20 protein-coding genes and 1 pseudogene are annotated in these 21248 nt (G+C 73.5%); 10 read left to right on the top strand and 11 right to left on the bottom strand.

Going from position 1 to position 21248, the window contains the following annotated elements:
• Positions 1-71 precede the first annotated feature (71 nt).
• Positions 72-1259, top strand: coding sequence for a cytochrome P450 (locus tag ACZ53N_RS18160; RefSeq protein ID WP_469141818.1), 1188 nt, complete (start codon positions 72-74; stop codon positions 1257-1259).
• A gap of 16 nt (positions 1260-1275) precedes the next feature.
• Here ACZ53N_RS18160 and ACZ53N_RS18155 read toward each other — a convergent pair whose 3' ends face one another.
• The 3 genes from ACZ53N_RS18155 to ACZ53N_RS18145 all read right to left on the bottom strand — a co-directional run bounded on the left by ACZ53N_RS18155 (position 1276) and on the right by ACZ53N_RS18145 (position 2481).
• Positions 1276-1689, bottom strand: a complete 414-nt coding sequence (locus ACZ53N_RS18155; RefSeq protein ID WP_469141817.1) for a DNA-binding protein — start codon at positions 1687-1689, stop codon at positions 1276-1278.
• Positions 1686-1949, bottom strand: a complete 264-nt coding sequence (locus ACZ53N_RS18150; protein ID WP_399934187.1) for a CopG family transcriptional regulator — start codon at positions 1947-1949, stop codon at positions 1686-1688. Before ACZ53N_RS18150 ends, ACZ53N_RS18155 begins: the two co-directional genes overlap by 4 nt.
• A 118-nt stretch (positions 1950-2067) precedes the next feature.
• Complete coding sequence (locus ACZ53N_RS18145; protein ID WP_469141816.1) at positions 2068-2481, bottom strand: ankyrin repeat domain-containing protein; 414 nt, start codon at positions 2479-2481, stop codon at positions 2068-2070.
• A gap of 431 nt (positions 2482-2912) precedes the next feature.
• Here ACZ53N_RS18145 and ACZ53N_RS18140 point away from each other — a divergent pair, with 431 nt between their 5' ends.
• Together ACZ53N_RS18140 and ACZ53N_RS18135 are read left to right on the top strand one after the other, a co-directional pair.
• Complete coding sequence (locus ACZ53N_RS18140) at positions 2913-3107, top strand: hypothetical protein (RefSeq protein WP_366685189.1); 195 nt, start codon at positions 2913-2915, stop codon at positions 3105-3107.
• A 41-nt stretch (positions 3108-3148) separates the two neighbouring features.
• Positions 3149-5050 carry a hypothetical protein gene (locus tag ACZ53N_RS18135; RefSeq protein WP_469141815.1) on the top strand — a complete coding sequence of 634 codons (1902 nt, stop codon included), beginning with the start codon at positions 3149-3151 and terminating at the stop codon, positions 5048-5050.
• On the opposite strand, the gene ACZ53N_RS18130 is transcribed toward ACZ53N_RS18135, so the two are convergent.
• Positions 5038-6543: an SCO1417 family PLP biosynthesis transcription factor gene (locus ACZ53N_RS18130; protein WP_469141814.1), complete on the bottom strand. Its 1506-nt coding sequence runs from the start codon at positions 6541-6543 to the stop codon at positions 5038-5040. The genes ACZ53N_RS18135 and ACZ53N_RS18130 overlap by 13 nt on opposite strands.
• Positions 6544-6732: 189 nt before the next feature.
• Between ACZ53N_RS18130 and yczE the strand changes: the two genes are divergently transcribed.
• Positions 6733-7443 (top strand): membrane protein YczE, encoded by a 711-nt coding sequence (gene yczE, locus ACZ53N_RS18125; protein WP_469141813.1) that lies wholly within the window; start codon positions 6733-6735, stop codon positions 7441-7443.
• Positions 7444-7700: 257 nt separating this feature from the next.
• The gene (locus ACZ53N_RS18120) at positions 7701-8075 is read left to right on the top strand and encodes an RNA polymerase-binding protein RbpA (RefSeq protein WP_087929069.1); all 375 of its coding nucleotides are present in this window, start codon (positions 7701-7703) and stop codon (positions 8073-8075) included.
• 259 nt (positions 8076-8334) lie between these two features.
• On the opposite strand, the gene fxsA is transcribed toward ACZ53N_RS18120, so the two are convergent.
• The 5 genes from fxsA to ACZ53N_RS18095 form a co-directional block, all read right to left on the bottom strand.
• Positions 8335-8937, bottom strand: coding sequence for an FxsA family membrane protein (gene fxsA / locus ACZ53N_RS18115; protein ID WP_469141812.1), 603 nt, complete (start codon positions 8935-8937; stop codon positions 8335-8337).
• A 67-nt stretch (positions 8938-9004) separates the two neighbouring features.
• Entirely contained in the window at positions 9005-9775 is a 771-nt protein-coding gene (locus ACZ53N_RS18110; RefSeq protein ID WP_469141811.1) for a polyprenol monophosphomannose synthase, read from the bottom strand.
• The gene (gene lnt / locus ACZ53N_RS18105) at positions 9772-11424 is read right to left on the bottom strand and encodes an apolipoprotein N-acyltransferase (RefSeq protein ID WP_469141865.1); all 1653 of its coding nucleotides are present in this window, start codon (positions 11422-11424) and stop codon (positions 9772-9774) included. Before lnt ends, ACZ53N_RS18110 begins: the two co-directional genes overlap by 4 nt.
• A 681-nt stretch (positions 11425-12105) precedes the next feature.
• Positions 12106-13755: an amidohydrolase gene (locus tag ACZ53N_RS18100; protein ID WP_469141810.1), complete on the bottom strand. Its 1650-nt coding sequence runs from the start codon at positions 13753-13755 to the stop codon at positions 12106-12108.
• A gap of 70 nt (positions 13756-13825) precedes the next feature.
• Positions 13826-14269: an Lrp/AsnC family transcriptional regulator gene (locus ACZ53N_RS18095; protein ID WP_469141809.1), complete on the bottom strand. Its 444-nt coding sequence runs from the start codon at positions 14267-14269 to the stop codon at positions 13826-13828.
• A gap of 197 nt (positions 14270-14466) precedes the next feature.
• On the opposite strand from ACZ53N_RS18095, the gene ACZ53N_RS18090 reads away from it, so the two are divergent.
• Complete coding sequence (locus tag ACZ53N_RS18090; protein ID WP_365374958.1) at positions 14467-14829, top strand: hypothetical protein; 363 nt, start codon at positions 14467-14469, stop codon at positions 14827-14829.
• A gap of 157 nt (positions 14830-14986) precedes the next feature.
• Positions 14987-16168, top strand: coding sequence for a threonine synthase (locus ACZ53N_RS18085; protein WP_469141808.1), 1182 nt, complete (start codon positions 14987-14989; stop codon positions 16166-16168).
• 19 nt (positions 16169-16187) lie between these two features.
• On the opposite strand, the gene ACZ53N_RS18080 is transcribed toward ACZ53N_RS18085, so the two are convergent.
• A complete protein-coding gene (locus tag ACZ53N_RS18080) occupies positions 16188-17360 on the bottom strand; it encodes an acyl-CoA dehydrogenase family protein (RefSeq protein WP_469141807.1) in 1173 nt (390 codons plus the stop codon).
• Between the two features lie 318 nt (positions 17361-17678).
• On the opposite strand from ACZ53N_RS18080, the gene ACZ53N_RS18075 reads away from it, so the two are divergent.
• The 3 genes and pseudogenes from ACZ53N_RS18075 to ACZ53N_RS18065 all read left to right on the top strand — a co-directional run bounded on the left by ACZ53N_RS18075 (position 17679) and on the right by ACZ53N_RS18065 (position 20331).
• On the top strand, positions 17679-18971 hold the full coding sequence (locus ACZ53N_RS18075) for a glycoside hydrolase family 18 protein (protein WP_469141806.1): 1293 nt from the start codon (positions 17679-17681) through the stop codon (positions 18969-18971).
• A 244-nt stretch (positions 18972-19215) separates the two neighbouring features.
• Positions 19216-19854, top strand: a pseudogene (dhaL, locus tag ACZ53N_RS18070) (dihydroxyacetone kinase subunit DhaL); the annotation flags it as partial.
• 81 nt (positions 19855-19935) lie between these two features.
• On the top strand, positions 19936-20331 hold the full coding sequence (locus tag ACZ53N_RS18065; protein ID WP_469141864.1) for a PTS-dependent dihydroxyacetone kinase phosphotransferase subunit DhaM: 396 nt from the start codon (positions 19936-19938) through the stop codon (positions 20329-20331).
• A 17-nt stretch (positions 20332-20348) separates the two neighbouring features.
• On the opposite strand, the gene ACZ53N_RS18060 is transcribed toward ACZ53N_RS18065, so the two are convergent.
• Entirely contained in the window at positions 20349-21083 is a 735-nt protein-coding gene (locus ACZ53N_RS18060) for a PIG-L deacetylase family protein (RefSeq protein WP_469141805.1), read from the bottom strand.
• Positions 21084-21248 lie beyond the last annotated feature (165 nt).

Genomic DNA, 21248 nt, shown 5'->3' with positions numbered 1-21248 from the left:
GAGCGTTGAACGCGCGCCGGACAAGCTGGGCGGTCCCTCACCGATCGAAGCGAGAGCCCCGAGGTGGCGTTGTGAGCGAGCAGATCCCCTCGTACCCGGCGTGCCCGTTCTCGGGCGAGCCCCCTCCGCTGCCGCCAGGGCCGGCCTTCCGGGCCCGGCTGCCCGGTGGTGACCCGGTGTGGGTGATCACCGGGTACGACGAGGTGCGCACGGCGCTCAACCACCCTCTTCTGGGACGCGATCTGACGACGGACGACCCCCACATGGGCGCCGAAGCGGCGATGGCCGGAGCTCTGCGCGACCGTACGCTCCTCCTCGACGGGCCGCCCCACGCCCAACTGCGCCGCTTGGCGGGAAGACCTCTGACACCGGTACGCGTGGCCGAACTGCGCCCCGACATCCGGCGGCTGGCCGACGGGCTCCTCGACGACATGGCGGAAGCCGGCCCCCCGGAAGACCTGCTGGGCCGCCTGGCGTTCCCCCTGCCCCTCGCCGTGCTGTGCGCACTCCTGGGCGTGCCCGAGCGTGACGGCGCCGTGTTCCGCCAATGGGCAGACCGGATGACCGCGATCGACGCGGCGACCCGGGATGAGACACTCACCGCCCTCCACACGATGTTCACCTACCTGACCGAGCGCCTCGAAGAGAAACGCACGCGGCCCGGTCAGGACCTCCTCAGCGCCTGGCTGGCAGCGCAGGAAGAAGACGACAGGCTCACCGACAACGAGATCGTGCAACTCGCCTTCAGCGTCCTCTTCGCGGGCTACGAATCCACGGCCGCCGCCATCGGCGCCTGCGTCTACGGCCTGCTGCGCCACCCCGAACAACTGGAGGCCCTGCGAGCCTCGCCAGAACTGGCCCCGAACGCCGTGCGGGAACTCATGCGCACGCAACTGGCCACGCCCTACTACCGCGTCCTGCGGGCGCGCCGGGACTTCGCTCTCGCAGGGGTGACCATCAAGCGCGGTGACGGAGTGATGCCGCTGACCTGGGCCGCCCAACGGGATCCCGGACGATTCCCGTCCGGTGACGTCCTGGACATCCGGCGCGCCGGGGCAGGCGTGGCGGACTTCGTCTTCGGCCATGGCCGGCATGCCTGTCTGGGGGCGGCGCTGGCCACCACCATGGTCGAGGTGGCCGTCGCCACGCTGGTGCGCCGCTTTCCCGCCCTCCGGCCGGCCGTTCCCTTGGAGACGCTCGCCTGGCACACGGACCGCTTCCCCGGAGGAGGGCTGCGGGAACTTCCCGTCCGCTGGTGACGGCAGCCGGCGCCCGTCAGACCTTGATGACGGTCACACGTCCGCCGCACAGCGCGGAGAGGTCCTCGGGGTCGGAGGTGAGCACCGTGACGGGGCCGGGGGCGGCGAGGGCGGTGGCGCCGAGCATGGCATCGATGGCGTACTTGTGGCCGTGCAGGCCGGCATCGGCGAGGAGTGCCGCAGCGTGGCGGGCGATGGGCTCGCTGACCGGTTCGACGACGACGCGGGCCAGGGTCCACTCCAGGGCCGGGCGGTTGATCCTGGGGTGGATCACTTCCACGAGGGTGGCCGCACTGGTGATCACCCGCATGTCGTCGGCCCGGGCGAGGGCGAGCCAGCCGGTGACGGCGCGATTGCGCAGTACGGCCTTGGCCAGCCCCTCACTGTCGAGAACCAGCGTGCCCCCCGGCACGGCGGGGGAACGAGTCACGCGACGTCCGCCTCACCGCGTGTCTGCTCCCGACGGGCGCGATGGAGTGCGTCGCGCAGGGCCTGGATCTCCTCATCGGCGATGGGGCCGTGCTCGGCCTCGGCGACCGCGATGAGCTCGTTGAGGTTGTCGCGTTCGATCTGGCGGGCCACGGCGGCGGCGACATACGCGGACAGTCCGGACGGGCCACTGCGGAGGCGGGCGGCCTCCGCGATGTCACGCGGCATGGTGATCGAGTACTTGCCAGTAGGCTCGCTCATACCACCAATCCTACCTACGATCCTCCCTCGTCGGCGGGCAGTGGCCGCCCTTTGCCCCTGCCCGGGACCGAGGCCCGGAGTGGGCGCCCGAAAGCCCGGCACCCACCCACCACCCCGCTCACTCCCCCCGGAACAGCTCCACCAGATCCTGGCGGCCGAAGACCGCCGCCGCCTCGATCGCCGAGGGGGTGCCCGCCTCCGGGTCCGCGCCGTGGGCGAGGAGGACGCGGACGACCTCGTCCTCGCCCTTGAAGACGGCGCCGCCCAGCGGCGTCTGGCCGCGGTCGTTGGGGCGGTTGGGGTCGGCGCCGCGCTGGAGCAGGGCGTTCACCGCGTCGAGGTGGCCGTGGTAGGCGGCCAGCATGATGAGGGAGTCACCCCTGTCGTTGGTGAGGTTGGCCGGTACACCCGCGTCCACGTAGGCGGCGAGGGTGTCGGTGTCCCCGTGTCGTGCCAGGTCGAAGACCTTGGACGCGAGCTGGAGCATCTCGGGGTCGTGTGCGGGCTCGGTCTCGGGGGTCGACTCGGTCATGGTCTGCGGTCCTCCGGGTTCGGCGCCTGGAACGGCACCCCGACTTGGGTGCCGTTCCACCCTACGTACGGCCGCGCGCGGGGGAACCGGCAGTGCCGTGCGGCGCGCGCCGCTTCGGCCAACCGGCCCCGGTCGGGCCGCCGGTGAGCCGGCGGGCGGACCCCGAGGGGATTCGGGCGCGTCCATCCGGGTGAATCACTGCGGACCCTCACCAACAGGCAGCAGCGGCGCGGCGAAGGACTCGGTGATCACCGGGGGGCCGGTTTCGGGCCGTGATTGCGGGGTTCGCCTCCCACGGCGACATGATCACGCGCCCTCCCGATCGAGTGAATCGAACGATCAATAGCCCCTTTGCCGCTTTTGCCGTATTAACACTTTCTGTGAGGCTGGAGGGACTCATGGTGACCGTCCCCCACCAACAGGAGAACCCCATGATCCTGACCATCTCCGGCGTCGTGCTCCTCGGTGTCGTCGTGTTCCTGTTCTTCAGGAAGGACGGCCTGAAGGCATCGCACGCGCTCGTCTGCTGCCTCTTCGGCTTCTACCTCGCGGGTACGGCGATCGCGCCCAGCATCAGGGCGGGCGGGGCGAGCCTCGCGAGCCTGCTGGGCGGGCTCAAGTTCTGACGCCTCCCGCACCCCGCACGCACCGACAACAGGAGACCGACGTGGGCCGGCGTACGCTCCCCCGCTTTCTGTCCGAGAACCCGACCGTCACCCGTGTTCGGGAGTTCTCGCGCACCGTCGCCGACAATGCCGCTGATGTGCTCCACCCGCTGATCGTCGTCTCGCGTGGGCTGCGTTCCCTGGCCGCCTCCGGGCGGCGCAAGTGGGCCGAGACGCCGAAGGAACGGCGGGGGCCGACGGTGGTCCTGGTGGGCTCGTGTGTGTTCATCGTGGCCCTCGTCCCGTACGGGCCGGTGCTCGCCACGATCGGGCTGATGGCGGCGGCCGCCTGGGCGGGGCGCCGGAACGCGCCCCAGCCGGTGGCGGAGGTGGACGAGGCGGACACCGGACGGCTCCAGGCGCTGTACGAGGCCCTGGTGCCGTACTTCGCGGCCCCCGGGGACCCCGCGCCGCTCTACGCGCACGGGGGCAGCTGGAACGCGGCGTTCGAGGGGCACGCCTTCGACGACCGGGGGCGGCTGACCGCCCTCCGGCTGCGCTACCCCGCCTACTTCACCGACGGCGACGCGGAATCCCGGACCAGGATCGAGCAGTTGCTGCACCTCAAGGCCGGCCGGGGCCGGGAGTACCGCTTCGACTGGGACGAGGCGGGCAATCGCCTCGCCCTGCACGCGCTGCCCGCGCTCGACACCGATGTCTTCGCCCAGCGGTTCGTCACCGCGCCCGGCGAGGCCGTGCTCGGCTTCACCGACGCCTCGGACGTCCAGCGGACCCTGCCGGTGACCGCGGGCGACGAGACCCGTGACGCGCCGCCCGTCGTGTGGCGCACGGGCCAGCGGTCCACCGAACCGCACCTGCTGGCCCTCGGCCAGCCGTCGAGCGGCACCACGACGCTGCTGCGGTCGATCACCCTGCAGGTCCTCCATCACGGCGACGTCGTGGTGGTCGACGGCAGCGGCGCGGGCGAGTACGCCTTCCTGCGCGGCCGGGACGGGGTGCTGGCCGTCGAATCCTCCCTGCCCGGCGCCCTCGCGACCCTGGAGTGGGCCGCGCACGAGACCGAGCGCCGGCTGCTGACCGCCAACCACGCCCGCCAGCAGGGGCGTCCGACGCCCGAGGACATCCGTCGCCCGCTGTGGGTCATCGTCGACCGGCCCACGGTGCTGAGCCATCTCGCCCGGGGCGAGGGGCGTCGCGATCCGCAGGAGCTGCTCCAAGTGCCGCTGCGGCACGGCCGGGTCGGCAATGTCACCGTCGCGGTGGCCGAACAGCTCGACGGCTACGAGCAGCTGACCGAGCCGGTGCGGACCCACACCCGCGCCCGGCTGGTCCTCGGCGCCGTGACCCCCGATCAGGTGTGCACCGCGCTCGGCGCGCCACCGCACACCACACCGGCGCGGGACGTTCCGGCGGGCCGTGGCTACGCCCGGCTGGGCTCGGGTCCGGTGCACCGGGTCCAGGTGCCGCACACCCCGAACCCGTACGACGAGGAGACGACCGACGCGCAGCGCGAGGCGGTGCTGTCCCTGTTGCCCGAGACCGCTCCCGGGCCGGGTGGCGCGGAGGACGCGTGGCCGTATCCGGACCCCGCCCCGACCGCTGCCTCCGCCCCTGCCCCTGTCTCCGCCTCCGTCCCCATCTCCGCCTATGCCGCTGCCTCCGCCGATGACCCCGACCCGGATTCGACGGAGGGCGGCGTGGGCGCGGCGTGGGCGACCGCCGTCCCGGCGGACGGCGGCGCGGACCCCACATGGGCGGGCACCGACCCGGTGTGGCTCAGTGTGGATTCGACGCAGGCCGGACCCGGGTTGGCGTGGGCCGGTGCCGAACTGGCGGAGGCCGGTGAGGGCCGGCCGGGGCACGGGCCGGCCGGAACGGACACCGGTGACCGTGCCGGGCCACACCACCCCGGCACGGACCCGAAACCGCTTCAGGCCACGTAGGTCCGCGGGGCCTCGACCGCTGCCGTCGCGCCGCTCGCCACCAGGCGGGCGGCCTCCGCGAGCCGGGTGGCGGCCTCCTCGGCGACCGCCCCGGTGACGGTGAACGGGAGCCGCACGAAGCCCTCGAAGGCCCCGTCGACACCGAAGCGCGGACCGGAGGGCACCCGCACCCCGAGCCGCTCCCCCGCCTCGGCGATGCGCGATCCGGAGAGACCGCCGGTGCGCACCCACAAGGTGAGCCCGCCCTTCGGGACGGTGAACTCCCAGTCGGGCAGATGGCGGCCGAGGGAATCGACGAGGGCGTCGCGGTTCTCCCGCGTCTGGGTGCGTCGTATGTCGATGGAGGCGTCCCAGCCCTCGGTGCTGAGCAGCCAGGTGACGGCGAGCTGTTCGAACACGGGCGTGCCGAGGTCGGCGTAGGCGCGGGCGGCGACGAGACTGCGGATGACGTCCGGGGCGGCGCGCACCCAGCCGATCCGCAGCCCGGCCCAGAACGTCTTGCTGGCCGAGCCGACGGTGATCACCGCGCTGCCCGCCGGGTCGAAGGCGCACACGGGCCGCGGCAGCCCGACGTCCGGTTCGAGGCACAGGTCGGACATGGTCTCGTCGGCGATGAGGACGGTCCCGGCCGCCCGGGCGGCCTCGACGAGTTCCCGGCGCTGCTCCTCGGGGGCCAGCGCCCCGGTCGGGTTGTGGAAGTCGGCGATGACGTAGGCGAGGCGGGGCGCGGCGTCGCGCAACACCTGCCGCCAGGCGGGCAGGTCCCAGCCGGCCAGACGGTCGGCCATCGCGACGGGCACGAGCCGGGTGCCCGCCTCGCGCATGAGCTGCAGGACGTTGGCGTACGAGGGGGACTCGACGGCGACCCGCTCGCCACGCCCGGCGAACAGCCGGCAGATCGCGGCGACGGCGCCCATGGCACCGGTGGTCACCATGATCTGTTCGGGCATGGTCGGGATGCCGCGGGCCGTGTAGCGGTCGGCGAGAGCCTGGCGCAGGGCGGGCAGCCCGGCGGGGTAGTCGCCGTGGGTGTGGGCGTACGGCGGCAGCTCCTCGAGGGCGCCCTGGAAGGCGCGGGTGAGCCACGGCTCGGGCGCGGTGAGGGCGGCGCAGCCCAGGTCGATCACGGAGCCGACGGCCTCCGGCGGGAGGGGGTCGAGCCCGCGGGTGGGCAGCGGGTTGCCGGCGGGCACGGCGGTCCAGCTGCCGGCGCCGCGCCGGGATTCGAGGAAGCCCTCGCCGCGCAGGGCCTCGTAGGCGGCCGCGACGGTGGTGCGGCTGACGGAGAGCGCCGCGGCGAGTTCCCGCTCGGCGGGCAGCCGGGCGGCGACCGGGACGCGGCCTTCGAGGACGAGCAGCCGGATGCCGTCCGCGAGGGAGCGGTACGCGGGTGAACGACGGCCGCCGATCGGGGTCACGGTGTCGCGCGCGTGCTGCGAACCGAGGAGACGCGCCAACTGCGGCGCCCCCACCGAAGAGGTCCACTGACTCATCTCGTGCGGTCCACCTTTCGGGAATTGGCCATGGAGTACATCCTCTACCAGTCCACAGACTGGCACGCGGCAGGCCACCGGTACCACCGGCGGTCGCCGAAAATGGCTTGAGGCCGAATTCATTCGGCCCGGTCCGGTCCGGCACAGCCCGGCTCCGAACGACGAAGTGCGACTCAGCAGGAGGAACCATTGTCCGCGTCAGGGGGGCCGTCTCTCACCCGCCGTCTGGTCCAGCTGTACGGCGGGCTGGTGCTGTACGGGGTGAGCGCGGGGCTGCAGCTGCGGGCGGGGCTCGGGCTGGCGCCGTGGGACGTCCTGAGCCAGGGGGTCGCGGGGCGTACGGGCCTGTCGATCGGGACGGTGTCCATCCTCATCGGGGCGCTCGTGCTGCTCCTGTGGGTGCCGCTGCGCCAGCGGCCCGGTCTGGGCACGGTCTCGAACGTGCTGGTGATCGGCCTGGCGCTGGACGCGACGCTGACCGTGGCCCCGGCCCCCGGGTCGCTGTGGGTGCGGATTCCGCTGCTGGTCCTCTCGATCGCGCTGGGCGCGGTGGCGACCGGGCTCTACATCACCCCGCGCTTCGGCCCGGGGCCGCGTGACGGGCTGATGACCGGCCTGCACCGCAGAACCGGGCGCTCGGTGCGGCTGGTGCGCACCTGCATCGAGGTGGTCGTGCTGGTGACCGGGTTCGCGCTCGGCGGCTCGGTGGGCGCGGGGACGGTGCTGTACGCGGTGGGCATCGGGCCGCTGTCGCAGTTCTTCCTGCGCGTCTTCGCCCTGCCGGAGCGCCCGGAGCGGCATCGGCCCGAGGGCCCGGAAGCCCCCCGCGACCCGCGCGACACGGCCGTTCCGGTGGCCCCCGCGGCGGTCACGGCACGCGAAGTTCCGGACCTGGTTTAGGCCACGGACCGGCGGGCCGGTAGTGTACGCCTTTGACCCACCGGACGGACCGTTACTGCGCGCTGAATAGGCAGAAACACAGGGTGACATCTGTTGTCAGATGTGACAAACCGGGCGCTGGTGGGTACAACAAGGGGCGGCACGACGGGCGACGCATGTCCCTCAACGGGGAATCTTCACCGCCGACCGGACGTTGACCGGATGACGACGACAGCGACACCTGTCCTGTGGGCGACAAAGCCCGGGAGGCACGATTCATGAGTGAGCGAGCTCTCCGCGGCACGCGACTTGTGGTTACCAGCTACGAGACCGACCGCGGCATCGATCTGGCCCCGCGCCAGGCGGTGGAGTACGCATGCCCGAACGGACATCGATTTGAGATGCCGTTCTCGGTAGAGGCGGAGATTCCGCCGGAGTGGGAGTGCAAGGCGTGCGGCGCCGTAGCACTCCTGGTAGACGGCGATGGTCCTGAGGAGAAGAAGGGCAAGCCCGCGCGTACGCACTGGGACATGCTCATGGAGCGGCGTACCCGCGAGGAGCTCGAGGAGGTGCTGGCCGAGAGGCTGGCCGTCCTGCGCTCCGGTGCCATGAACATCGCCGTGCATCCGCGGGACAACCGCAAGTCCGCCTGAGTTTCTCGGGGCGGCATAGGGATTGATCCATCGGATCCGTCAAGGGCCCGGGCCACTGCGCTTAAGCAGTGGCCCGGGCCCTTGTCCACGTTCACCGACCGCAGGCGCCGACCGGGTCGCTGCGCTGTGTCCTGAGCCCGGGATCGAAGCCCGTCCGGCGCTTGAGGACGCGCCCGCAGGGCGCCCGTCGCCGCAGGCGGCACGGACGGCCTGCGGCCGAAGGCCCGGCACCTGCGGCCCCGAAGCTCCGCCGGACGGGCTAGCGCGGCAGCCGCGGCCCGTCCTGGCGCGGCGCGGGCGGTTCGTCGTCGCGGATGACCTCGCCCTGGACGACCTTGCCGTCGGGCTGACGCATCCGAGCCTGCTGGAAGGCGTCGCCGAGGGGGCCGGGGCCGCCGAAGGCCGCCGCCCGGCGGTCCACGCCGCGCTCCAGGCCCTTGCGCAGCAGCGCGCGGGTCGGCGGGAAGAGACACAGCAGCCCGGCCGCGTCGGAGAGCAGGCCCGGCACCATGAGCAGCAGCCCGCCCAGCATCGTCAGACCGTTGCCGCCCGCGCTCCCGGTGGCGCCCGGGGTCCGGTCGTCGCCGGGCCCCTGTCCGTCCTCCGGGGCCTTGGGCGGCTGGAGGGACTCCGTCAGCCGCTTCCAGGCGCGGCGGCCGGCCCGCTTGATCACATATCCGCCGAGCAGCACTCCCCCGGCCAGCAGGGCGAGGACGGCGAGCCCGCCCGCCGCGTCGGCCACCATCATGAGCAGCCAGATCTCCAGCACTGCCCAGACCGCCACGGCCAGGGGGATGAGCCTGCGGGCACGGCCCCGTTTCGGCGGCCGGCCGTCCATCGTCTGCTGTGCTCCGAACGTCATGCCTCAAGTGTGCCTGGGCGGCTCCCGTACGGAACGCCCCGGGTGGGGGCGTCCGCCGGGGGCCGGGTCAGTGCTTCTCGCCCCGGCCCAGGGCCTTGCCGACCCGGGAGCCGACGCCCCAGGACGTGACCCGCCACAGGGCCTCCGCGACGATGTCGCGGCTCATCTTGCTGTCGCCCAGCTCGCGCTCGACGAAGGTGATGGGAACCTCGACGACGTGGAAGCCGGCCTTCACGGCCCGCCAGGCCAGGTCGACCTGGAAGCAGTAGCCCTGGGAGGCGACCTCGTCCATGCCCAGTCCCTCCAGGGTCTCCCGGCGGAAGGCCCGGTAACCGCCGGTGACGTCGCGGAGCGGGACGTCGAGGAGGAGGCGGGAGTAGGTGGAGCCGCCGCGGGAGAGGATCTCGCGGGACTTCGGCCAGTTCACGACCCGGCCGCCGGGGACCCAGCGGGAGCCGAGCACCAGGTCGGCGCCCTTGAGGGCGGTGAGCAGCCGGGGCAGTTCCTCGGGCTGGTGGGAGCCGTCGGCGTCCATCTCCACCAGGACGCCGTAGCCGTTGTCCAGGCCCCAGTGGAAGCCGGCCAGATAGGCGGCGCCCAGGCCTTCCTTGCCCTTGCGGTGCAGCACCTTGACGTGGTCGTCGTCGGCCGCCAGCTCGTCGGCGAGCTTGCCGGTGCCGTCAGGGCTGTTGTCGTCGGCGACGAGGACGTGCGCCTCCGGCACGGCCGACCGCACCCGGCCGACGATGAGCTTGATGTTCTCCGCCTCGTTATAGGTCGGGATGATCACCAAGGTCGTGCCGAGCGGACCGTATCTCCGCTGACCACCGTCGTTCACTGCTGCCCCTTCTCGTCCGGACGTCCTCGACGGCCGATCATGATCGCGGCCGCGCAGGACAGAAGGCCCACCATAGCGAGCGCCCATTCGGGCGCCGCACCGGCGCGGTCCGCCACGGTGATCTCGTCCCGCAGGGGGATGGAGGTGCTGATGACGTCACGGGTGAATTCCGCGCTGCGGTGGAGCACCTTGCCGTCGGGGGCGACGACCGCGCTGATGCCGCTCGTCGCGGCGGTGACCACGGCCCGGCCGTGCTCGACCGCCCGCAGCCGGGACATGGCCAGCTGCTGCTCGGGCTGCCCGGTGCGGCCGTAGGTGGCGTTGTTGGTCTGCACGACGAGGGCGCGGGCACCGGCCATGACGGTGTCGTGGACGATCTCGTCGTAGGCCACCTCGAAGCAGATGACATCGCCGAGCCGCGCGGGGCCGATCCGGAGCACCCCGGTGTGGTCGCCGGGGTAGAAGTCGCGGGGCACGCGCTGGAGGCGGCTGATGACCTTGCTCAGTTGCTGCCGGAAGGGCACGTACTCGCCGAACGGGACCGGGTGCTGCTTGGTGTACGAGGCGCCGGGGCCCTTCACGGGGTCCCAGACGATGCCCTGGTTGTCGACGTAGCCCGGCTTGCCCGGGTGGTCGACGAGGGCGCCGACGAGGACGGGCACGCCGACCGCCCGCACGGCCTCCTCGATCCGGTCGTAGGCCTGCGCGTACTGGAAGGGGTCGAGGTCGGAGGAGTTCTCCGGCCAGATGACCAGGTCGGGCTTCTTCGCTCGGCCGGCCTTGATGTCCTTCGCCAGAGCGAGGGTGGCGTCGACGTGGTTGTTGAGGATCATCATCGGGCGGCCGAGGAAGTTCATCCCCGGGCTCTGCACGTTGCCCTGGACGATGGCGATGTCGACCGTGTCGATCGCCTTGGTGGGCACCGGCACGGCGTACCCGGCGAGGACGACGGCCGCGGCCAGCGCGGCGGCCTCGACGGCGGGCAGGGCGGCGCGTACGGCCCGTACGCGGTCGCCCGCGGCTCCCCGCAGGCGCCAGGCGGCGACCACCGCGCAGGCCAGCAGCCCACCGGTGAGCGCCACGGCGAAGGTGACCAGCGGGGCGCCGCCGAGCGCGGCGAGCGGGGTGAAGGGCGAGCCGGTGTTGGCGAAGGCGAGCCGCCCCCACGGGAAGCCGCCGAACGGCGCCCGGTCACGGGCCCACTCCTGCGCGACCCACAGACAGGCGCCCCACAGCGGCCAGGCGGGCAGCCGGGAGGTCACGGCCAGGCCCGCGCCGAGCAGGGCGATGAACAGCGCCTCGATGACGGAGAGGCCGAACACGGCGTCGTAGCCGACCACGTGCAGCCAGCGCAGCAGGAAGAAGAAGAACGGCAGCGCGAAGGCGAAGCCCGTCCACGCGCCCTGCCGGGCGGTGCGGCCCCGGGTCAGCAGCGCCAGGGCGGCGACGGCCACGAAGGACAGCGGCCACAGGTCGTACGGCGGGAAGGACGCGGTGAGGGCCAGTCCGGCGACGGCGGCGAGCGCGCTGCGCCGCGCCTCGCGGCGGGCCAGCCGGACGAGGCGGGTGAGCCGCGTGGGGCCGCCGGGCCGGGGTGCCGTGTCACCGGCGGCGGAGACCGCGTCCGGGCCCTGCCCGCCGTCGGAGATGTCCGCCCCCGCGGGCGGTACGGATGCTTTTGCCGCGTCGGCGGCCTCGTCGGGCTCCGGCCGGTCGGCGGCGCCCTCGGCGTCGGACCGCGCGGGCGGGCGCGGGGAGCGGGAAGTCGGCCCGCCCGGCCGGCCGACGGTGTCGCCGTCGGCGGCGTCGGCGGTGGTTTCGGGACCCGGGGGCACGGTCGCGCCTTCCTGCTGCTGTGCGGTGGTGAGCCGACCGTACAACGCCCGGGGGGTCCACCGGCTCCCGGGTGCGGGCAGCGGGGCCTGCCGCCCCGGTCGAATGGGGGCCCGGCGTCCTTCGGGCCGGCCTGGGATCCGCTGGCTGCGAGTCGACCGAATGCCGTTGTCTACTGAACGTCCGGGCCCCACCCGGGTCGCACCTGCCGGCCCGGCGGAACCGTCCCTCGCCCCCGTGCGCTGGACCTGGCTCCCAGTGGCGGTGAGCGCTCCGGCTCACCGCCCATGGCCCAGCGGCGCTCGACGACTGTGTGGAGATTCACCGGTCGGACGTCCTGTGGTGGACTCCGCCGAACCTACCCGCCGCCGCCCGCACCCTGTCAACACCCTCATGACCTGCGTGGCTGCCTCAAATCAGCAGGTCAGTACGGCGAGTGGGGCGTCGGAGGGGCCGGCTCACGGCACGTCGTTCGGCGGTACGCGACGCCGTGCGCGTCACTCGTTCGGACGCGTGAAGACGGTGTGCCCGCCGACCACCGTGCGCAGACAGACCGGGAGGGGGGCGCCGGGGGTGAGATCGGGCAGGCCGGGCGTGCCCGAGCGGGGGTCGGTGGACCAGCTGGCGACCCGGTCGTCGGGCACCTGCACGATGAGTTCGCCGGTCCTCCAGACGGCGTAGTCGGCGGGCGCGCCCGGCACCAGGACGCCCGCGTCGTCACGGCCGACGGCCCGCCAGCCGCCCCGGGTGTGCGCGGTGAAGGCGGCCCGGACGGAGACGCGGTGCTCGGGGGTGCGGTGGAAGGCGGCGGCGCGGACGGTGCCCCACGGGTCGAGGGGGGTGACGGGGCTGTCCGAACCGAGGGCGAGCGGGACACCGGCCCGCAGCAGGGCCGCGTACGGGTTGAGGGTGCGGGCCCGCTCCACACCCAGCCGTTCGGCGTACATCGCGTCGTCGCCGCCCCAGGCGGCGTCGAAGGCCGGCTGGACGGAGGCGGTGAGGGCGAGTTCGGCGAAGGCGGCGATGTGGTCGGGGGTGAGCATCTCGGCGTGCTCGACACGGTGCCGGGCGGCGCGGACGCGGGCGAGGCCGAGCCGGTCGGCGGCGGCCCGGACGCCCTCCACCACGGCGGTGAGCGCGGCGTCGCCGATGGCGTGGAAGCCGGCCTGGATGCCCGCCTCGGTGCAGGCGGTGACGTGGGCGGCGATGGCGGCGGCGTCCAGGTGCGCGGCACCCGTATGGCCGGCGTGCGGGCCGTCGGCGTAGGGCTCGTGGAGGCACGCGGTGTGCGAGCCGAGGGAACCGTCGACGAAGAGGTCACCGGCCGCGCCGAGCGCGCCGAGTTCGAGGACGCGGCTCGCGTCGGCGGCGCTGGTGAGCGCCTCGGCCCAGTAGCCGACGACGCGCGGGCCGGGGCGCTCGGCGGCCAGGCTCAGCAGGCCGGTGAGGTCATCGGCGCTGGAGATCCGCGGCCCGGCGCACTCGTGCAGGGAGCCGATGCCGAGCGAGGCGGCCCGCTCCAGCGCCGCGGTCTGCGCGTCGGCGCGCTGGGCGGGGGTGATGCTCGCGTACGCGGCGGCGCGCACGGCGTGGTGGGCGTCGCCGGTCAGCGGCGCGTCCGGGCTGCCGCCGGGCAGCCCCGCGGCGTGCGGGACGAGGTCGAGCAGGGCCGTGGTGACGACGGCGGAGTGGACGTCGGCCCGGGTGAGGTACAGCGGCCGGCCGCCGGTGGCCTCGTCCAGCTCCCGGCGCGACGGGGGCCGGTGCTCGGGCCAGCGGCTGGCGTCCCAGCCGTGGCCGAGGAGCACCCGGTCGGCGGGCCGGGCGGCGGCGTGGGCGCGGATGCGCTCGAGGGCCTCGGGGAGCGTGCGGGCGTCGGTGAGGTCGAGGCCGGTGAGCGCGAGGCCGGTGGAGGTGGTGTGCACATGGGCGTCGGTGAACGCGGGGGTGACGAGCGCGCCTTCGAGGTCGACGACCTCGTCCACGCCGTCGGCGAAGGAGTCCGCCGCGCCTTCGGAGCCGACCCAGGCGACATGGCCGCGCTCGACCACCATGGCCGTGGCGAAGGGGTCGGCGGGGCTGTGCACCTCGCCGCCGCGCAGCAGCACGGTACGGGGCTCGTCCTGAGGGGTGGGGCGGTCGCTCATACAGCGAATCCTCCCCCAGCCCCGCCCCTTCCCCTAACCGGGGCTCCGGTCGCCGGCCCCGGGGGGCTGTTCAGCCCACCCGCGGCGGCCTGGCCTCGTACGGGGTCGACAGCACGATCGTCGTGCGCGTCGAGACCCCCGCCAACGAGCGGATCCGGGCCAGGAGGTGCTCCAGCTCCAGGGGCGTGGCGACGCGGACCTTGAGGATGTAGTTCTCGCCACCGGCGACGCTGTGGCAGGCCTCGATCTCGGGGATCTCGGCGAGCCGGTCGGCGATGTCGTCGGGGGCGCTCGGGTCGAAGGGCGTCACCGAGATGAACGCGGTGAGCGGCAGCCCGACGGCCTCCGGGTCGACCACCGCCACGTACCCCCGGATGACACCGCGCTGTTCGAGCCGGCGCACGCGCTGGTGCACCGCCGAGGTGGACAGGCCCGTGGCCTTCCCCAGGTCGGTGTAGCTCATCCGCCCGTCCTTGACGAGCAGTTCCACGATTTCTCTGTCCAACTCCTCCACGCGGTCAACCTACTGGGTCCCGGGCCGCCCGGCACAGCCGAACGGGCGCATAGCCGCACAAGGCGTGTGATGAACGACACACTCGTGCGCCCGTGTCCTGCGCCGGAACGGGCGGTTATCTGACCCTCCACCAGGGAAGTGCTTGCTGTGGCCGAGGCCGAGGTGCCTGGCCGGCCCATCCGAGGGGGAGAAGCACTATGCCCAGCCTGGAACGCCTCAATGACGGCGACGGCAGCCTGTACGAGATCTACGAGATGTTCCGGGTGACGTGCCCGGACTGCGCGCGGCCGATCGCGCTGCTCGCCGACGAGGACGTGCTCCCCGAGCACGCGCTGTGCCCGTCGCCGTGGAACCCCTTCGGGCTCACGGTCTGCCCGGGCACGGGCCGCGGCGTCGAGGAGGCCGCGCCCGCGGACGAGTCGCTGGAGACCCAGGAGTGCGACGCGGCCCTGCTGCTCAATCTGCCGGAGAGCCTGGACTGGCGGCGTCAGCCGTTCTCCCACATCGGCGGCCCCGGCTCCCGCCCGGTGCGGATCCCGGAGATGCGCCGCCACCGCTGAGCGGACGGCGCCCGTCCAGGACAGCGACGGGAACGGGAGCTGTACGGGGCCGAGCTGTACGGGCCGGGATGCACGGGGCCCGGGATGTACGGGTCCCCGAGGCGCCGCGACTGTTACCTTCGAAGGATCATCAGCCCTCTCCCCATGAGGAGTTCGCATGCCTTCGACACCCCTGCGCTGTCCCCGCTGCGGAACCGGAGCCGAGGACCTCTCGGGGTGCGGCGCGTGCCGTGCGGAGGGCATCGGCGCGAACCCGGTGCCGCCCCTCGCCGATCTGTCCGGTCTCTCGCTCCGGGCGTACCCGGGCGGTCCGTGGGGTTGGCCCTCCGCCCTGCCGGTGACCGGACCGCCGGTGACGCTCGGCGAGGGCGGCACGCCCAACGTGCGCATCCCCGTGGATCACGGGACCGACGGCGAGCTGTGGGTGAAGTACGAGGGCGCCAATCCGACGGGCTCGCACAAGGACCGGGCGATGGCCGTGGGCGTCGCGGCCGCGGTCGCCGCCGGGGCGGACACCGTGGTCGCGGCCTCGTCCGGCAACGCGGGCGCGGCCGCCGCGGCGTACGCGGCGCGCGCCGGGCTGCGGTGCGTGGTCTTCACCACGGACGAGGTGCCCGAACCGCTGCGGGCGCAGATCGACGCGCTGGGCGCGGTCCGGGTGGTGCGCAAGGACAGCTCCGCGCGGAACGCGGCGATGGGCGAGGCCGTGGAGCGGTTCGGCTGGTATCCGCTGACCAGCTTCGCCTCGCCCTCCCCCGGCGGCAACGCCTACGCCAACGAGGGCTACAAGTCCGTGGCGTACGAGATCGCCCGGGACTTCGGGGACCGGGTCGCGGCGGTGGTGGTTCCCACCAGCCGCGCCGATCTGCTGTCCGGCATCGAGCGCGGCTTCCGCGAGCTGCGCACCGCCGGGCTGCTGGCCCGGGTCCCCCGTCCGGTGGCGGCCGAGCCGGACGCGGCGGCGCCCTTCACGGCGGCGCTGGCCCACAGCGCGCCGGCGGAGCAGGAGCGGACGTCCGTGCCCTATCGCCCCTCCCCCGCCTTCTCCCTCGGTGAGGAGCGCCCCACGTGGCAGGGGCTCGACGCGCTCCGCCGGTCGGACGGCTCGGCGGTCGCCGTCCCGACCGAGGTGTTCATGGCCGAGCACCGGACGTTGGGCGCGCAGGGGCTGTTCCTGGAGCCGTCCTCGGCGGTGGGCGTCGCCGTTGCCCGCCGCTGGGTCCGTGAGCACGGCGGGCTGGTGATCGCGGTCGGTACCGCGACGGGCCTGAAGGCCACCGCGGGCGTGCGCGGCGCGGGGCCGGAGACGATCCCGGAGTTGTCGCGGCTGACGCCGTGACCCCTGACGGGCGCGGCGGTCAGCGGGACTCGGGGCCCGCGAGGTGGCGGGCGACGACCATGCGCTGGATCTGGTTGGTGCCCTCGACGATCTGCAGGACCTTCGCCTCGCGCATGTAGCGCTCGACGGGGAAGTCCACGGTGTAGCCGTAGCCGCCGAGCAGTTGGACGGCGTCGGTGGTGACAGTCATCGCGGCGTCGGTGCAGAAGAGCTTGGCCATGGCGGCCTGCTTGGAGAACGGCAGGCCGGCGTCCCGCAGCCGGGCCGCGGTGAGGTAGAGGGAGCGGCCCGCCTCGATCTGGGTGGCCATGTCCGCGAGCATGAAGCGCAGCCCCTGGAAGTCGGCGAGCGGGCGGCCGAACTGGCGGCGCTCGGCGACGTAGGAGAGGGATTCGTCGAGCGCGGCCTGGGCGACACCGATCGCGCAGGCGGCGATGCCGAGGCGGCCTGAGTCGAGGGCGGAGAGGGCGATGGCGAAGCCCTGGCCCTCCTCGCCGACGCGGCGGGCGTCGGAGACCTCGACCCCGTCGAAGTGCAGCTGGGCGGTCGGTGAGCCCTTCATCCCCATCTTGCGCTCGGGTGCGGCGGCGGAGAGGCCGGGGGCGTCGCCGGGGACGAGGAAGGCCGTGATCCCGTGGGCGCCCTCGCCGCCGGTCCGGGCCAGGACGGTGTAGAAGTCCGCGACGCCGCCGTGGGTGATCCACGCCTTGGTGCCCTCGATGCGCCAGGTGTCGCCGTGGCGCGTGGCGCGGGTGCGCAGGGAGGCCGCGTCGGAGCCCGAGGCGGGCTCGGAGAGGCAGTACGCGCCGAGCAGGCCGCCGCCGAGCATGGCGGGCAGGTGCTCGGCCCGCTGCTCCTTGGTGCCGTAGCCGGCGAGCGCGTGGCAGGCGAGGGTGTGGACGCTGACGCCGAGCCCCACCGTCAGGCGGGCCGCGGCGAGTTCCTCCAGGACCTGGAGGTAGACCTCGTACGGCTGGTCGCCGCCGCCGAACTCCTCGGCGTAGGGCAGGGCGAGCAGTCCGGACGCGGAGAGCAGGGCGAAGACCTCGCGGGGGAAGTGCCCGGCGTCCTCCTCGCTCGACGCGTTCGGCTCGATCTCCCGTTGGACCATCTCGCGGACGAGCGAGATCAGGTCGCGGGCCTCCTCGGTGGGCAGCTGACGCTCCACCGGCTGCGGGCCGTGGTCGGTCATGGCGCGGCTCTCCTCCCTGTCGGGCGCTGCGGCGGCGGGCGCGCAAGGGTGTGGCGCCGCCGTCCGGGATGCCTCAGCCGATGGTCCCCTGCCGGGTCTCGGTACGGGGTGACCTGCGGCTGTGGCGGATTGGAGTATGCCCGATCGGCTGCCTCCCGTCACGGGTCCGGTGATCATGAGGCCTTCGGTCCAGTTGGTCCGAACCATTGACCGCACTGGTCTAGTCCTTCTACCGTTTCCCCACTGTTCAACGCGTCCATGTCAAACATGGACGCAGGTCACGCACCCCCCGCTCTCCCCACCCCACCGAGGAGAACCATGCCCAGACCGCACGGACATCACCCCCTCCGCCGGCCCCGCACGCTTCTCGCGGCCTTCGCCGCGGGCACCGCGATGCTCGCCACCACCCTCTTCGCGGGCACCGCCGCGGCCGGCACAGCGGGCGCAGTCACCGCGGCGCCGTCGGCGAAGACCACCGCCGGACCCGCCGACGACGACACCGCGCCCGGTTCCAAGGTCGTCGGCTACTTCACCAACTGGGGTGTCTACGGCCGCAATTACCACGTCAAGAACATCGAGACGTCCGGCTCCGCCGCCAAGCTCACCCACATCAACTACGCCTTCGGCAACGTCACCGGCGGCAAGTGCGCCATCGGCGACGCCTACGCCGACTACGACAAGGCCTACGACGCGGCCGGCAGCGTCGACGGCAAGGCCGACACCTGGGACAACGGCGCCCTGCGCGGCAACTTCAACCAGCTGCGCAAGCTCAAGAAGCTGCACCCGAACCTCAAGGTCGTCTGGTCCTTCGGTGGTTGGACCTGGTCGGGCGGCTTCGGCGAGGCCGCGAAGAACCCCGCCGCGTTCGCCGAGTCCTGTTACAAGCTCGTGGAGGACCCGCGCTGGGCCGATGTCTTCGACGGCATCGACATCGACTGGGAGTACCCGAACGCCTGCGGCCTGACCTGCGACACCAGCGGCCGGGACGCCTTCCGGAACCTGATGGCGGCGCTGCGCGCGAAATTCGGCCAGAAGAACCTGCTCACCGCCGCCATCACGGCCGACGGCACCAACGGCGGCAAGATCGACGCGGCCGACTACGCGGGCGCGGCGCGATACGTCGACTGGTACAACCCGATGACGTACGACTTCTTCGGCGCCTGGGACGCCAAGGGCCCGACCGCCCCGCACTCGCCGCTGACCTCCTACAACGGCATCCCCAAGGCCGGGTTCCACACCGACGCCGCGATCCAGAAGCTCAAGAGCCTCGGCGTCCCGTCCTCGAAGCTCCTGCTGGGCATCGGCTTCTACGGCCGCGGCTGGACGGGCGTCACCCAGTCCGCCCCGGGCGGCACCGCCACCGGCCCCGCCGCCGGGACGTACGAGCAGGGCATCGACGACTACAAGGTCCTCAAGTCCAAGTGCCCCGCGAACGGCACGGTCGCCGGCACGGCCTACGCCAAGTGCGGCAACGAATGGTGGAGCTACGACACTCCTTCGACGATCGCCGGGAAGATGGCCTACAAGCAACAGCAGGGCCTCGGCGGCACCTTCTTCTGGGAGCTGAGCGGCGACACGTCGGGCGGTGAGCTGATCAAGGCCATCAAGTAGGGCGGCCGAACGGGCTGCTGTGTTCTGTCCTCAAGCGCCGGACGGGCTGGCTGGCTGAGCCCAGCCACATCAAGCCCGTCCGGCGATTGAGGACGCGCCCGCAGGGCGCCTCCGCCGCAGGCGGCAGGACGGCCCGCAGCCGACGTCGCGCCGGACAGAGCCTAGGCTGACCAGGCCGAGACCCTACCGGTAGCCGCGCAGCGCGAGCGCGCCCGCCGGGCACAGCGACGAGGAGCCGCCCGCCATGACCGTCACGCTCGACACGGACTTCTTCCGCCGCTTCCTCGACCGCACCACACGGGTCGTCGTGGCGCGGGCCGCGTATCTGACCGATCTGGACGCCGCCATCGGCGACGCCGACCACGGCGCCAACCTCAAGCGCGGCTTCACCTCGGCCGCCGAGGTCACGGCCGCCGAGCCGCAGGCCACGCCCGGAGCGCTGCTCACCGCTGTGGGCGTCCATCTGACCAACACCGTCGGCGGTGCTTCGGGGCCGTTGTTCGGCACGGTGCTGCGGCGCATGGGCAAGCTGCTGGGGGAAGACGCCGTGGTCGCGCCCGAGACGCTGGGGCGGGCGCTGGCCGCGGCCGTCGCGAGCGTACGACGGCTCGGTGACTCCGCCCCCGGCGACAAGACCATGGTCGACGCCCTGCAACCGGCCGCCGACGCCTACGCCGAGGCCCTGGCGGGCGGCTCCGACGTGGTGGCCGCGCTGGACGCGGCGGCGCGGGCCGCCCGGGACGGGGCGGCGGCCACCGTGCCGATGCGGGCCCGGCGGGGGCGCGCCAGCTATCTGGGCGAGCGCAGCGTCGGGCACCAGGACCCGGGCGCCACGTCCTCCGCGATGCTGGTCACCGCGCTGTACGAGGCGACCGATCCGGCGTTGTGCGAGGTCGCGCCGGAGGGGGAGACCGAGGAGACCGCCGCCCCGGAGCCGCAGTCGCAGCCGGCGGGCCGTGTCGGCGTGGTGCTGGTCTCGCACAGCCGCGAGGTGGCCGCCTCCACGGCGGCGCTCGCCGAGGCCCTGGTGGGTACGGGCGACCCGGCCCCGGTCGCCGCCGCCGGCGGGCTGCCCGACGGGGGCGTGGGCACCAGCGCGGAGCTGGTCCGCCGGGCGGTCAAGGACGTGGACCGGGGCAGCGGGGTGGTGGTGCTGTGCGACATGGGCAGCGCGGTCCTCACCGTCAAGGCACTCCTCGCCGACCGGGAGGGCGGTTTCCCCGCCGGATCCGAGGTGCGGATCGCGGACGCGCCCTTCGTCGAGGGCGCGGTGACCGCGCTGGTGACGGCGTCGGCGGGCGGCGACATGGCCGCGGTCCTCGCGGCGACGGACGACGCCCGCACCTATCGCAAGCTCTGAGCGGCCGGCCCGGGGGCTCACCGCCTGAACAGCTCGAACGACACCCCCGGCCGGCCCCCGAACCGCTCGGCGACGGCCGCCATGTTGCCCTCCAGGAAATTGCGGCAGTAGGTCTCCGGGTCCTCCTTGGTCAGCGCCTCGATGTACGTGCGATGGGCGAGGAGGGACTTCACAGCCCGGTCCAGACCGTCGCTCGCGTCGACGGCGTGGGTGGCGTGCGGGGAGCCGGCGACCGCGACGTAGCGCACGCCGTCCCAGGGCAGCAGCCCGTCCTCGACGAGTTCGGGGAAGATCCAGCGGTTGCCGGCGTCGGCGACGGCGTCGAGGACGGCCCGGCCGACGGCCCGGTGGTCGGGGGTGTTCCAGAAGGCGCCGCCGGCCCACGTGTCGTGGTGGTTCAGGGTGAGGACGAGTTCGGGGCGGTGCCGGCGGATCGCGGCGGCGAAGTCGCGGCGCAGCCCGGTCCCGTACTCGATGACGCCGTCGCGGTGGCCGAGGAACTCCACGGTCGTCACGCCGACGGCCGCGGCGCTGGCCCACTGCTCGCGCTCGCGCAGCGGCCCGGCCTCGGCCGGGGGCATGGTGTCGATGCCCGCCTCGCCGACGCTGGCCAGCAGATAGACGCAAGAGCGGCCGCCGTCGATCCAGGTGGCGACGGCGGCGGAGGCGCCGTATTCGAGGTCGTCGGGGTGGGCGACGATGGCGAGGGCGCGGTGCCAGTCGGTGGGCATCTCAGCGAATTGGTCCGTCATCCCGGTCTCCTTGAGTCGGCTGCTGCGGCGGCTCCCGGGACCGCGTCGCGCGCCGCGGTCCGCGGTGGTTTCCCGGGCAGCGTATGACGGGCGCGCGGCGCGCGGCGGGCTTCTTCGCGACACGCGGGAACCGGGCGGGTGTGCGGGCCGACTACCTGGACCGGG

The organism is Streptomyces sp. NPDC033229, from assembly GCF_055576875.1.
This window is presented reverse-complemented; position numbering and strand designations above follow the sequence as displayed.